This window comes from Aetokthonos hydrillicola CCALA 1050, assembly GCF_017591665.1.
In the GTDB taxonomy this organism is placed as follows: Bacteria; Cyanobacteriota; Cyanobacteriia; order Cyanobacteriales; family Nostocaceae; genus Aetokthonos; species Aetokthonos hydrillicola.
The window spans coordinates 39,361-52,405 of record NZ_JAAKGC010000053.1 but is presented as its reverse complement, the minus strand read 5'-3'; the positions used below and the strand labels follow the sequence as shown (position 1 = coordinate 52,405).

Genomic DNA, 13,045 nt, shown 5'->3' with positions numbered 1-13,045 from the left:
TGTAATCATTGCTGCAAAGTCAGCACGATCCACAGGTTGATCTGGTTGAAAAGTGCCATTTGGAAAACCAGTAATGACGTTTCTCTCAGCTAGAGCTTGAATGAATGGACGAGCCCAGTAATCGGCTCCAACGTCAGAAAAACGAGTGGCTCCGTATGGATATTGAGAACTTGGAGTTCTCATAATTGGAGGAGTAGTTTGAGCTAAAGCTGGATCTGAGATAACTATGGAAGTTGCGCTAGCTGTAATTCCAAGAGTTAATAAGACAGCGCTATTGAAAGACGAACGAAAAAAACTAAGCATTGAAAATGCCCTCCCTGGTTCAATTTGCTAAATCTGTGTTTAGCAGCATCTTTGACTAATAAAAATCAACAACTCAATTATTTATAGTTATTAAGATAAATCTGGAGAGTGGAGAACTGGTGGATAAAATTAGATATTTGTCACACATTTTAAGTAAATAAACGCTACTTTCAATTAGGAATTATATCGAATCATATTTGAATTAAATCGTTCTTTTGATAGAGAATAGAGGCTACGATGAGGAGTGTTACAAAAAGAATCGTCAATTATTATAAATTTTAGATGTAAAAGAAACTATCCAGGCATTGTAACCGAAGCTACAATCGATATCGTAAAATCTATATATTATTTTTTCACAAGCACTTAGGCTGACACCTAACGTAAAGTGTATTCTCCCTTCTTCTTCATCTACAGATAGAAATCACTATCCCAGTTCTGATTTCATAAACTCTTTTTATAAGCATTTAATTGTCAGTAAGTATGGCATACAAAGCTACAACATTAGCTAATGTGGAGAGACTACAACTATTTAGAAGTGATAGCAAAAAACAAGTCTTTTTTGTAAACTTTAGCTTAAAGCTTTTGCAACTTGTTCAGCTAGTTTAAGAGGATTGAATGGTTTACTAATTACGCCCTTAATATCTAGTGTTTTGACAAAATTTTGATTTGCGGCTCGCCCCCTAGCTGTTAGTATAATTACAGGAATATCTTTTGTTGCAGGATTAGCTTTTAGCTTTTCAAAAGTCGCTGCTCCGTCCATATCAGGCATCATCATGTCCAAGAGGATAGCATCAGGCTGATTAGCTTCAGCCATAGCCAAACCTTCACTGCCCGAATTGGCGGTAAACACGTGCCAATCTCCCATCGTTTCCAAACAAATTTGAGTTAATTTACGGATATCATCTTCGTCATCAATCACCAAAATTTGCTTAGCACTCACCGTTATTTTGTTCCTCCCGCCTTTAAAGTTAATTAAAGCAATTACTTGCTGAACGCTTACCATAATAAACTGAAGTGATGATTGGGCTTTAGCCCATTACCCTATAGTTAATATTCTTAAGTAAGTCAACGAGAATAAACAATTCTTCGTTAAGACGACCTATAGGGTATACCGTAAGGATGATTTACATTTTTTAACATAGTTAACTTTTTTTCTGTCTACTTTCTTATGCTTTTGCTAAGGTTAAGACTAAAAAGTGGAAAAGTCGGGAAGAAATCAAGGTACAAGTTTTTCACGATAAGATAAAAAATGCCGAAATTTAAACGTTCTGAGCTAAAAGATTACAGTATTGCTGTACTAACAGTTTTAATAGCACTACTACTGACACATTTACTGTGGTGGCAATGGAACCAACTACCTTTTTACCCTCTCTTCTTGGCTGCTGTCATGATTAGTTCTTGGTATGGCGGTGCTGGACCAGGACTGCTTGCCACTGCTTTGGCGACTCTAGCGTGTGACTACTTTCTTCTATCTCCATCATATTCCCTGGCTGCTACTTGGTTTAACATAGCTGAGTTGGTTCAGTTCATACTGGTAGCAGTATTGATTATCTCACTAAATGCCATACTGCGTTCTACACAACAGCAAGCTAAAATGAACGCGTTGGAAGCAAAGCGTAATTATGAGCGTTTACGTCAGAGCCAGGAAAGTCTGCGTCAAAGTGAAGAGCGTTACCGCAATTTAGTGGAAGGAGTAACAGACTATGCCATATTTATGCTCGATAATAACGGTACTATTATCAGTTGGAATGATGGTGCTAAAAGTATTTTAGGCTATCAAGAGTTTGAGATTATTGGTCGGTCTTTCTCCCAAATTTTTACCTTAGAAGCGGTTGAGCTCGGCGCACCTCGGCAAGTACTGAGAGAAGCAGAAGCTAAAGGCTTTTTTAGGGGTAATCATTGGCACGTCCGTAAGGACGGTACACTATTCTGGTCACATTGCGTCGTTACACCTTTACGAGACGAGGTGGGCAATTTACGAGGGTTTTCAAAGATTTTGCAAGATCTTACCGAGCGCAAACAGGCTGAGGAAGAACGAGAAAGATTACTAGTACGTGAGCGGGCTGCTCGTGCTGTTAGCGAAGCGGCACAAAGTGCGGCTGAAGCAGCCAACCGCTCGAAAGATGAGTTTTTAGCAATAGTTTCCCATGAATTACGCACCCCCTTAACTGCAATCCTAGGATGGGCTGGAATACTCCGCGCTGGAAAATTAGACAAGGATAAAGCGGAGATCGCCTTAGAGACTATTGAGCGTAACGCTAATTTGCAGATGCAGCTGATCGAAAATTTGCTTGATATTTCGCGTATTATTAGGAATGATTTCTCGCTGAACCTTGAGTTAGTCGAACCAGTAGAAGTCATTACAGCAGCAATTGAAGTTGTCCAGCCTGCGGCGGATGCTAAGGGTATTGAGATTAACTGCGTGTTAGATTCAACAGCAGATCTAGTCCTGGGAGATTCCAACGGCTTGCAACAGGTCGTGTGGAATCTACTATCAAACGCAGTCAAGTTTACACCGGAAGGAGGGTGCATTGAAGTCAAGCTTGAGCGTGTTGACTCACAAGTTCAAATTATAGTTAGCGATACAGGCAAAGGCATCAGCGCTGACTTTTTGCCAACTATCTTTGATCGGTTCACTCAGGCTGATAGTACGAGTACAAGGTTGCATAAAGGGCTAGGATTAGGCTTAGCGATCGCTCGTCATTTGGTGGAGCTGCACGGCGGTACTATCCAAGCAGAAAGTTTGGGCATTGGGTATGGGTCAACGTTTACAGTAAAACTACCTATCCATAAACAGACTGAGGAATCAACTGAAGAATCCTTATTTCCTAATACCGCTTGCTACCAGAAAGGGAGCCTTCCTATAGGTGTCCACAAGCCAGAAAATTTTTCCAATGCTTCCCTACTACCTACTTCCCTCACTGGCTTACAGGTGCTAATCGTAGATGATGAAGCTGATACTCGTGAATTTATTAGCACCACGCTGATGGAACATGGTGCCAATGTAACATCTGCTGATTCAGTAGATGCAGCAATTGATTCAATTGCTCAATCCCAACCAGATGTACTAATCAGCGATCTTGGGATGCCTGATAAGGATGGCTACGCCTTGATTCGAAGAGTTAAACAACTTGAGTCAAAAACAGGAACAAGGATTCCAACTATTGCACTAACCGCTTACGCTAGACGAGAAGATTATCAGCAGGCTCTATTAGCAGGATTCCAATTACACATGGCTAAGCCAGTTAAGCCCGATCAATTGATTGCGTCTGTCGCAAGCCTTGCTCAACAGCCTGAATAGCTTTTTGCTTGATTTGCCTAGCCTAGCACCCTACCTCTTAAGGAACACATTTTAGAACCTTTATCCTGCAAGGCTTTCAGAAAAACGATAAAAATGTGTTCCTTTCATATTTTGCTAGTGGCGATCCGCCCTTGAGGCGGCAGCGCTTCGCTATCGCCGCTAGTGGAAGGCTCAGATCTTGCACCACCACGTTATTGCGAAAATCGAAGCCCAAAAAGCTTATTCTTTCGTGGTGTGGGCGCTGCCGACCAGCCCTTATTGAGAAGGTGTAAGATCTGAGCTACCCCACATAGCACTATCTTACTGCTCAGCTTATCTATCAAAATATGGAAATTTTATTTTAAATAATGAGACCCTTAGCTAGCGGTGTAATTTTAGCTGGTAAATAGAAAATATGACTAACTATATATATAACTTGCTATTTAATCATTTAAATTTTTTAACTTGAGATGTAACGCTGAACACAACCTTATTAATTAGTAAACACCATCCAGTTAAAAAATACTATCTTTTCACAGCCAAATTAAGGAAAACGCGAAAATGAAAATTCTATTAGTGGAGGATGATAAATCGATTGCTCATGCTGTGGCACTAGTTTTGACTAAACAACATTATCTCGTTGATATTGCTGCTGACGGTCAAGATGGCTGGGAGCTTACTCAAGCCTGCGACTATGACTTGATTGTGCTAGATGTGATGTTGCCAAAGCTGGATGGTATTAGTCTCTGTGTGCAATTACGGCGAGAGGGCTACCAAAAACCCATACTCCTATTAACTGCTCGTGATAGCGGAACTGATAAAGTTATGGGTTTAAATGCAGGAGCAGATGATTATGTCGTTAAACCTTTTGACTTTGCAGAGCTGACAGCACGAATTCGAGCTTTACTAAGGCGCACAAACTCTCCCTTAGCTTTAGTGCTAGAGTTGGGAAAGCTGCGTCTTGATCCAAATACTTGTGAGGTGACTTATGGAAATCAAATCCTCCATGTGACTCCAACAGAGTATAGTGTTCTGGAGCTTTTCTTGCGCAATCAACAGCGTGTATTTAGTCGGAGTGCGATCATAGATCACCTTTGGTCTTTAGATGACCCACCGGCAGAAGATACAATTAAATCTTATATTAAAAGTTTACGACAGAAACTCAAAGCAGCAGGCGCACCCAAAGATTTAATTGAGACGGTTTATGGTCTAGGGTATCGGCTTAAGTATCAACCTGAAGAGGAAAAGTGCCAGATACAACCAATTGAACCAGAGTTAAGTCACGCGCAACAGAAAACTTTGTTGGCAGTAGCAGATTTACTGGAAGATTTTCGCAAGAGGGTTCGCGATCGCCTTTCTGTGCTAGATCAAGCAGCTATTGCCCTTAAAGAGGGTAAGCTTAGCGATCAACTACGGTTAGCAGCAGAGCAAGAAGCACATAAGTTAGCTGGTTCGTTGGGAAGCTTTGGATTTGCTGCTGGCTCACAATTGGCTCAAGAGATAGAGGATATACTTCAAGCAACAACGTCCCTTAACCAAACCGAATCTCTACCCTTATGTAAACTTGTGATGGCGTTGCACCATGAGATAGAACAGAGTTCGACTAAACCGATCTATGTCAAGCAAGTATCTAGCGATTGGTTTCCCAAAGTATTGATAGTTAGCAATGACACTCAACTCATTGAGCAATTAGTCCTAGAAGCCTCTACGCGGAAAATCTTAATAGAAACTGCCCCAAATATAGCTACCGCTAAAAGTGAGATTTCGTCTCAAAATCCTGATATAGTCTTACTTGACTTTTGTTTTGCTGAAGGCGAAGAGGACTGCTTAAGTTTGCTCACAGATCTGTCCCATCAGATACCGCCAGTGCCGGTTATGGTTTTTACTAACCAAAATAGTTTGACTGCGCGCTTAGAAGTTGCGCGAAAGGGGGGGTGTGCTTTTTTGCTTAAGTCAGCGCCTCCAGAGAAGGTAGTAGACTCAGTGATGCAAGTATGGCAGCGCTTTCATGCTACTGATGCCAGAGTCATGATAGTAGACGACGATCCACAAGTGCTGAACTTTATACAGAACTTACTGGAGCCTCAGGGAATCAAGCTAGCAACTCTCGAAGACCCACGACAATTTTGGGATACTTTAACAGAATTTTGCCCAAACTTACTGATTTTAGACCTAAAAATGCCTCAAATAAATGGAATTGAACTATGCCAGGTAGTTCGCAACGATCCACTTTGGAGCAAACTATCAGTGTTATTTCTCACTGCCTACGCCCACGAGGATACTCTTGATAAAATATTCGCCGCTGGTGCTGATGACTGCGTGAGTAAGCCTATCGAAGGACATAAACTGCTCACCCGCATCTTGAGCTGCCTACAGCGATCTCGACTACCTCGATAATGAGCCTCGCTTATCTAAAGTTAAAAATTTAACTAAAGTGAGTGTTCACCTATAGCAGAGAATTATTCCTCGTCTTCCCGACAGATTGTCCACTCTTTGAACTTACCTTCTATGGCTTCTAACTCATCAACGAAAACCATTTTTGCTGCTATTGGCTCTAACTTGGCGATCGCCATTACTAAATTTATTGCCGCAGTTATGACTGGCAGTTCAGCTATGCTATCTGAGGGGATTCATTCACTGGTTGATACTATCAACGAACTGTTACTTCTGTTAGGGGTTCATATGAGCAAAAGACCTGCGGACGATAGCCATCCGTTTGGATATGGTCAAGAACTCTACTTCTGGACTTTGATTGTTGCTATTTTCATTTTTGCGATTGGTGGAGGAATGTCAATTTATGAGGGCATTTCTCATTTGCGTCACCCCAGCCCTTTAGAAGACCCTATGTGGAACTATATCGTACTAGGCTTAGGGATAGTATTTGAAGGTTTTTCTTGGAGCGTTGCCTTTAAGGAAATTCTTCCGAGCAAGGGTGAGCAAACCCTATGGCAGACTGTTCGCGCCAGTAAAGATCCAACTATCTTTACAGTATTGTTTGAAGATTCTGCTGCTCTTTTAGGATTACTAGTCGCCTTAATAGGAATTTTCTTAGCACAATTGTTTCAAAATCCCTACATAGACGGTATTTCATCTATCATCATTGGTCTCATTCTTGCTGTAGTTGCTGTATTGCTTGCGTATGAAAGTAAAGGTCTACTAGTAGGTGAAAGTGCTAATAGCCGTATCGTTGCTAGTATTCGAGCAATTGTAAAAAGTGATCCGGCAGTGCAAGAAGTGTTACGATTGCTAACAATGCAACTCGGCGCAAACGAAGTGTTACTAAACTTAGAAATTCAATTTCACAAGCACCTATCTTCTGAGGATTTAGCACTAGCTGTGGAGCGCTTAGAAGATAAAATTAAAGGACAGCATCCTGATGTAAAAAATATCTTCATTGAAGCAAAATCTTTAGCTACCAGTTGCAAATATTCTTAATTTTCTCAAATGTCAAAATGGCTAAGCTTTAATGATGTAAGATTACGCTCCAAGTATTTTTTCCTACAACACCATCGTCTCTCAAACTTTTATAGCTATATTGATACGCTTTCACAGCCTTAGCAGTACTGGGAGCATATATACCATCAACAGGACCTGTATAAAGCCCTAACCGTTTTAAAAATGTCTGAATATCTCGTACAGCTGAACCAGTGCTACCCATCTTTAGAACTGGTGCTGTAGTTACTGAATATTTGCTTCTGTTAGGGAGCGCTTCAGTAACTGTGCGATCATAAGCAGAGAGCAAAGCTTTCCAAGTTTGTGGTCCAATGCGACCATCAGGAGTTAAATTTCTTGACTTTTGGAAGGAGACGATAGCTAAATAAGTTTTCTGACCGTAGAAACCGTCAACTGTTCCGTGGTAAAGTCCTCTTTGTTTTAAGAACGCTTGCACATCCTGCATAGCTAATGAAACAACTCCAGGAACTAAAACCGGTGCAGTAGTAGGCGAGTACTCTTGATACGTCAGCCTACCATCTACGACTACGGGATTAAACAAAGTTCTAGCAGGTGCAGCCATAGAAGAGGGTAGTGTAGTCAGAAGCGACGCACAGATCAAGCCAAGGGAGAGTAAAGTGGAACGAATAATCTGAGGTTTCATATACAGTATCTATTGCAGCCGCTGACTTAGGTCAAAGTTTGGTGGTAGGAGAACTTTATCGACTGCATGGATAACGCCGTTACTTGCTTGGATGTTTGGTAGGATGACTCTCGCATTGTTTACATCAATTTGATCGTTAGCTGAGCCAACTTGAACATTGATGGGCTGACCCTCCATTGTTGTGATCTGCCCATCTGAGAGCTTAGTAGCAGTTAATTTTTCTGGAACAACATGGTATTTTAAGATCTTAATGAGTGTTTGTCTGTTAGCTGGCTGCTGCAACCGTCGTAGAGTATCTTGAGGCAAGGCTGCAAAAGCCTGATTAGTCGGAGCAAAAACTGTATAGGAACCTGATTCTCTGAGAGTATCTGCTAGTCCTGCTGTCTTTAATAGAGAAGTCAAAGTTGTAAAGGAACGACTAGACGCAGCGCGAGAAAAAATGTCATCAGATGCATTAGAGAAGCTAGCCGAAGCGGTCTGGTTAACCTTATTAGTGCCACCTGCTACATATTTGCGCCCTACTATAAATTGAGTCGCTGCAACATTGCTAGCGAGTGGTTGCACCCGTCCTTGGGTAACCAAAGCTTGATATAAAAGTGCGGCTGCTTCGACACGAGTTACAGGCATCCATGGATTAAATCGTTTCACGTTCGGATAGTTAACCACAAGATTATCATTTGTTGCTGCTGCCACAGCGTTAACAGCATAGTCCGGGATTAATGAAGCGTCTTTGTAGTGGGTGCTAAGATTATTTGATGTATTACCGTTGGAGCTTAAACTCAGACCATTTACTAAAGCGATAATCGCGTCGACCTTAGAAATCGTCTGATTTGGTAAAAACAGGTTTCCGGGGTATCCTGACATAAATCCGGTTTCATATGCTTCGCGAATTGCAGAAGACGCCCAATAGTTGGGACGAACATCTTTAAATTCAGCAGGACTTGACTGCCGAACTGATTTTTTGTTAAAAGCTTTTTGAATCATCGCAGCAAATTCAGCACGACTAACAGGTTGATTCGGCCTAAAAGTACCATCATTAAAGCCAGTAATGATGTTTCTTTTAGCTAAAGCTTGAATAAATGGACGCCCCCAGTAAGTAGAACCGATATCAGAAAAGGTACTTTTTGAAGTTACATTTGAAGTTGAAGTTGGAGATGGATTCGTCACCTGGGCTGAAGCGATCGCAGAAACTGTTATGGAGCTAACTACTGCCGTCAGTCCAAAAACTAGTAATTTGGAGTTTAGTGTTGTCAGAGAAAATAAGTTACGCATAAAAATGCTCTCCTGAAAAAGAGTAAGGTAATTTTTTAACATGATTTTCACAGTGAGTAACTAATATCTTGAATATAAGACTGCGGTGTAAGAAGTTGATTCTACAAATGAACTTCTATTTTTAGTAAAAAAATAAACCGAGAAACGCAGTCCAATCAAAAAGTGAATCAAGAAACTTTAAGAAAGGAAAGTTAATCACTGATGTGGTTATAGTTTTAAGCTAACCTTATATGGTGGAAAAGTTGGGGAGAAATTCAGGTAATTTATGAGAGCTAATTGAAGTTATCGATTGTTATATGGGGGTAAGTTTGGTTCCACTTTTGCTTTGATAATGACACTCTTAACACCTCTAATCTGCTTTGCCAGAGGTTCAATCTGACCGAGTTGTTTTTGTGTTTGAACTATCCCTGCTACAGTAACCACTCCATTTTTGGCGTTAACTGCTAGCTGAGAGGATGGTATGTTGACCTCCAACTTACTGCGGACTTCACTTTCTAAGTTGCGATCTGATCTTTCCCCTCCCTGCCTAAACATATCGTATCGTTGCTCGCGTGCGCGAATATCAGAGTTAGCTTGATTTCTCCGAATTTCACTAGTCGCATCGCTTTTATTATTCAAAACTATGTCTAAATTAGGAGCTTGTCCATTAGTATCGGTGGAGTTAGGAGCATCAGCACTTGTTTTTGCAACATTACTGCAAGCAGCAACGCCAAAAGTTAGAATACTACTCAGTATCATTGGAATTAACTTGTTCATCTTTTCTTTCCTATTGTTTAAAATCTGCTAATCTACAGTGCTTATTACTGTGCTTCAACTGCTTATATTAAGATTTTTCCAGCAATAGCTTGCTAGCAGTTGCTAAATTACACACAGTCCAAAACCGAAAAATCCTAATTCATGTCAATTAGTATTAAATAATTCTAGATTTCTCGCTTTAGCTATACTATAGCAGGGATAGGAATTCCATCTCATCCACCGATAGAAACAAGGGATGAAGATGCTAAATGTTAGTTATCTTTTTATTTTCGTCAATAGATAGAGCAACAATATCTCTAAAGTCGCAATTTTAGAGATACTTTTAATTTTTACACGAGTTTTCCACTATTGATGGTTAACTTCAAGTTATGACCAATTCTTAATTCCTACAATTGAACAGGAATTACGGATTTTGCTTAATGTCGATACTAAAAATCAGAGCCAGTTGTTAATAAATATAACTGAACATTTTTTTACAGCAGGTTTACGAGGTTTTTTATGCAAAAGCACAATCAATTTAGGAACAAAAATACAGCATTATTAGGAACCATTTTTGGGAGCTTACTAATCGGTGTGCCAATAATTCCGCAAGTAACGCTAGCACAGCAACCAATTCTTAAAGTTAATCCTTGTCCTAGTATTTTCTACGAGGAGCCACATAACCACCAGGTTTTGGTTCCAAACGGGTGTCCACCTAATGCTGCTACTTTACGAATGAGAGTTCCTCTTCGTCAGCCATTCAGTGTAGTTGTTCCTACTGGTAGGCGCTCTAGTGTTATACAACCACCTTTACCAGAAAACAGACAAAATGCTGTTGCCTCCGTCACACCAATGGCAGGTGAGGTAAATGTAAGATTGAAAAATGACACTAATGCCCGAGTCTCCTATCAAGCAATTGGGTACACTGCACCCCGAATTCTTACAGGTGGACAAACAATTGTCTTGAGAAATTTACCAACGCCTGTCACTATTACCATGGTGCGTAAGGATGGGGGATTCATAAAAGTTACACCCATGTATGCTAATAACCCAGGGACATTGGCTGTTTCGTTAAATGAAAAAACTGCCCCCGATAACAATCAGGGCGTTTTAAGAATTCAAAGGGACGGTCAAGTCTTTTTAAATTAAGTTTGTAACTTGTAATCTGTATCGTGATAAAGATTACTCCTTGTGAGTTCTTGGGGATTGGAGAAGATATGACATCTGCATTTTCTATGTCAATTCCTCTCCCCAATTTTTTCTAACCAAAGCGACCGCTCACATATTCTTTGGTTTCTTCTACTTGTGGAGATTCAAAAATATTTTGAGTCCTGTCATACTCTACTAAGTAACCGAAGCGTTTTCCCTTAGATGACTCTTCAGCATTAAAGAAAGCAGTGAAATCAGACACACGTACTGCTTGCTGCATGTTATGAGTCACGATAATAATTGTGTACTCCTGCTTGAGGTCGTGAATTAGTTCCTCGATTCGCTGAGTAGAAACAGGATCGAGGGATGAACACGGTTCATCCATTAAGACAACTTCGGGCTTGAGTGCGATCGCGCGAGCAATACATAAACGTTGCTGTTGACCACCAGAGAGGGATATACCATTTGTCTTCAGTTTATCTTTGACCTCATCCCATAAAGCTGATTGCCGCAGAGATTGCTCTACTAATTCATCCAAATTAACCTTTTTACCAGTCACTCTAGCCCCGTAAGCAATATTTTCATAAATTGATTTGGGAAAAGGATTTGGCTTTTGAAAGACCATACCAATCTGACGTCTTACCGATACCGGAGCAATTTTTTGTGAGTAAAGATTTTTATTACGGTAAATTACTTTACCCTCTACTCTACAGCCATCGATGAGATCATTGAGACGATTAAAGCATCGAAGTAACGTACTTTTGCCACAACCAGAAGGTCCAATAAAAGCAGTTACACGATTTTTTGGAATTTCCATAGAAACATCCCGAAGTGCCAAAGTATCGCCGTAGTAAACACTTAAATTTTCTGTCCGTAAAACTGACTGAGTTTGAGTAGTATTTTTTGGTTTATTACTCTGGATATCGTTGGTTTGATTTTGAGCAGGCATAATTAATTCTTTGTAGGTTTGAATTTAACATCTTGACGGGAATGGAAATTATAAGATTTTGGATGACAATCTATTTAATAAACACTCCTACGTGCTATCAAACGAGCAATAATATTAGCAATCAAAATCAAAAGTACTAAGATGAGAGAAGCAGCCCAGGCAAGTTCTCGCTGATTTGCGTACGGAAGACTAGCAAAGTTGTAGATTAAGACTGATAGAGTCGGAATTGGCTGCGATAAACCTCCTGGCCAGAACTGGGTGAACAAAGATGTAAAAATTAAAGGTGCGGTTTCACCAGCAGCGCGAGCGATCGCTAGCATCACTCCTGTAATTGCTGCTCCGGTCGCAGCTGGTAGTACTACCTGTAACACAGTTTGAAAGTTGGAAGCACCTACACCGACTGACGCCCAACGGACTTCTTGGGGTACTAACTGTAAGGCTTCATCAGTCGCTCGCACTACTATGGGTAACATCAGAATAGCAAGGGCAAACCCTCCTGCCCTTGCCGAAAAGTGATTCATTGCTAAAACAATAACACTATACGCAAAGAGTCCCACAATGATCGAGGGTACGCCGCTTAGCACATTTGTGGCAAAGCGAACCCATTGGGCTATCTTGGCAGACGCTGTTCTCAGTCATGCTGAGTGTAAGAGTACACGGTCAAAAAATCAATTTCTACTATGAACACTAAAGCCTAAATACTACGCGTTTATAAGTAATCGTCCGAACTTAATACAAATTCTCTTTTTTTTAGTTAAAAATAGGTTTATAAGTGAAGTAAAAGAGAAAATCGAGCCAATAAGCTTCAGTCGAATCAACAACTGAGTCTGACTATAGTGTCATACTAAACTTGAATAGTGGAAAACTCGGGTAAAAATGAAGTGGTAAGCGCTCTCTAGGCAGCTATACCCGAAAAACTTAGCGGGACAATACTTGAACAGGAATATTGAAACACTCACCTATACCGTTAGAGATAGCAACACTATTTCTCGAGAGGTAGTTCTGAATAGGTGTTTGATTTTTACACGACTTCTCCACTATTAAAGTTTAACTTTATTTATAACAATAGAAAAACACGAAAAATACAAGATAATGCAAAATTTTTCGTATAAAAATGTAGTCATCTAATTCCTTGCTACCTAAATACTCAGGGATTTAAACAGTGACGGTTGTGAAGATTCATTCTCCCAAAAAATCGCAAGGTTTGTTTAAATTTATAAGGGGCGATCGCTCTTTGCGCACTGCTCTGTATGCGGTCACC

10 protein-coding genes and 1 pseudogene are annotated in these 13,045 nt (G+C 40.4%); 4 read left to right on the top strand and 7 right to left on the bottom strand.

All coding sequences use genetic code 11. The features are described from left to right. Nucleotides 1–303 (bottom strand): S-layer homology domain-containing protein (locus G4P69_RS23375; RefSeq protein WP_208351463.1); only part of this gene is annotated, 303 nt, incomplete at its 3' end. A gap of 568 nt (nucleotides 304–871) precedes the next feature. Then, complete coding sequence (locus G4P69_RS23370; protein WP_208351461.1) at nucleotides 872–1,243, bottom strand: response regulator; 372 nt, start codon at nucleotides 1,241–1,243, stop codon at nucleotides 872–874. Between the two features lie 309 nt (nucleotides 1,244–1,552). Between G4P69_RS23370 and G4P69_RS23365 the strand changes: the two genes are divergently transcribed. From G4P69_RS23365 to G4P69_RS23355, 3 genes are all read left to right on the top strand, one after another. Beyond that, nucleotides 1,553–3,604 (top strand): ATP-binding response regulator, encoded by a 2,052-nt coding sequence (locus G4P69_RS23365; protein ID WP_208351459.1) that lies wholly within the window; start codon nucleotides 1,553–1,555, stop codon nucleotides 3,602–3,604. Between the two features lie 540 nt (nucleotides 3,605–4,144). Further along, nucleotides 4,145–5,980 (top strand): response regulator, encoded by a 1,836-nt coding sequence (locus G4P69_RS23360; RefSeq protein WP_208351453.1) that lies wholly within the window; start codon nucleotides 4,145–4,147, stop codon nucleotides 5,978–5,980. A gap of 111 nt (nucleotides 5,981–6,091) precedes the next feature. Then, nucleotides 6,092–7,018, top strand: a complete 927-nt coding sequence (locus G4P69_RS23355; protein ID WP_208351451.1) for a cation diffusion facilitator family transporter — start codon at nucleotides 6,092–6,094, stop codon at nucleotides 7,016–7,018. Nucleotides 7,019–7,046: 28 nt separating this feature from the next. Here G4P69_RS23355 and G4P69_RS23350 read toward each other — a convergent pair whose 3' ends face one another. From G4P69_RS23350 to G4P69_RS23340, 3 genes are all read right to left on the bottom strand, one after another. Next, the gene (locus G4P69_RS23350) at nucleotides 7,047–7,679 is read right to left on the bottom strand and encodes a peptidoglycan-binding domain-containing protein (RefSeq protein ID WP_208351448.1); all 633 of its coding nucleotides are present in this window, start codon (nucleotides 7,677–7,679) and stop codon (nucleotides 7,047–7,049) included. 9 nt (nucleotides 7,680–7,688) lie between these two features. After that, on the bottom strand, nucleotides 7,689–8,951 hold the full coding sequence (locus tag G4P69_RS23345) for a fasciclin domain-containing protein (RefSeq protein ID WP_208351445.1): 1,263 nt from the start codon (nucleotides 8,949–8,951) through the stop codon (nucleotides 7,689–7,691). Nucleotides 8,952–9,233: 282 nt separating this feature from the next. Further along, entirely contained in the window at nucleotides 9,234–9,707 is a 474-nt protein-coding gene (locus G4P69_RS23340) for a BON domain-containing protein (protein WP_208351442.1), read from the bottom strand. A gap of 498 nt (nucleotides 9,708–10,205) precedes the next feature. Here G4P69_RS23340 and G4P69_RS23335 point away from each other — a divergent pair, with 498 nt between their 5' ends. Further along, nucleotides 10,206–10,835: a hypothetical protein gene (locus G4P69_RS23335; protein WP_208351439.1), complete on the top strand. Its 630-nt coding sequence runs from the start codon at nucleotides 10,206–10,208 to the stop codon at nucleotides 10,833–10,835. 112 nt (nucleotides 10,836–10,947) lie between these two features. Here G4P69_RS23335 and pstB read toward each other — a convergent pair whose 3' ends face one another. Together pstB and pstA are read right to left on the bottom strand one after the other, a co-directional pair. Then, a complete protein-coding gene (gene pstB, locus G4P69_RS23330) occupies nucleotides 10,948–11,784 on the bottom strand; it encodes a phosphate ABC transporter ATP-binding protein PstB (RefSeq protein ID WP_208351438.1) in 837 nt (278 codons plus the stop codon). Nucleotides 11,785–11,858: 74 nt separating this feature from the next. Beyond that, nucleotides 11,859–12,410: pseudogene (pstA, locus tag G4P69_RS23325) on the bottom strand (phosphate ABC transporter permease PstA); the annotation flags it as partial. Nucleotides 12,411–13,045 lie beyond the last annotated feature (635 nt).

Bases quoted from the DNA above. Each gene is read 5' to 3' on its own strand.
- G4P69_RS23365 (WP_208351459.1), top strand. From the start codon at position 1,553: ATGCCGAAATTTAAACGTTCTGAGCTAAAAGATTACAGTATTGCTGTA.
- G4P69_RS23360 (WP_208351453.1), top strand. From the start codon at position 4,145: ATGAAAATTCTATTAGTGGAGGATGATAAATCGATTGCTCATGCTGTG.
- G4P69_RS23355 (WP_208351451.1), top strand. From the start codon at position 6,092: ATGGCTTCTAACTCATCAACGAAAACCATTTTTGCTGCTATTGGCTCT.
- G4P69_RS23350 (WP_208351448.1), bottom strand. From the start codon at position 7,679: ATGAAACCTCAGATTATTCGTTCCACTTTACTCTCCCTTGGCTTGATC.
- G4P69_RS23345 (WP_208351445.1), bottom strand. From the start codon at position 8,951: ATGCGTAACTTATTTTCTCTGACAACACTAAACTCCAAATTACTAGTT.
- G4P69_RS23340 (WP_208351442.1), bottom strand. From the start codon at position 9,707: ATGAACAAGTTAATTCCAATGATACTGAGTAGTATTCTAACTTTTGGC.
- G4P69_RS23335 (WP_208351439.1), top strand. From the start codon at position 10,206: ATGCAAAAGCACAATCAATTTAGGAACAAAAATACAGCATTATTAGGA.
- pstB (WP_208351438.1), bottom strand. From the start codon at position 11,784: ATGCCTGCTCAAAATCAAACCAACGATATCCAGAGTAATAAACCAAAA.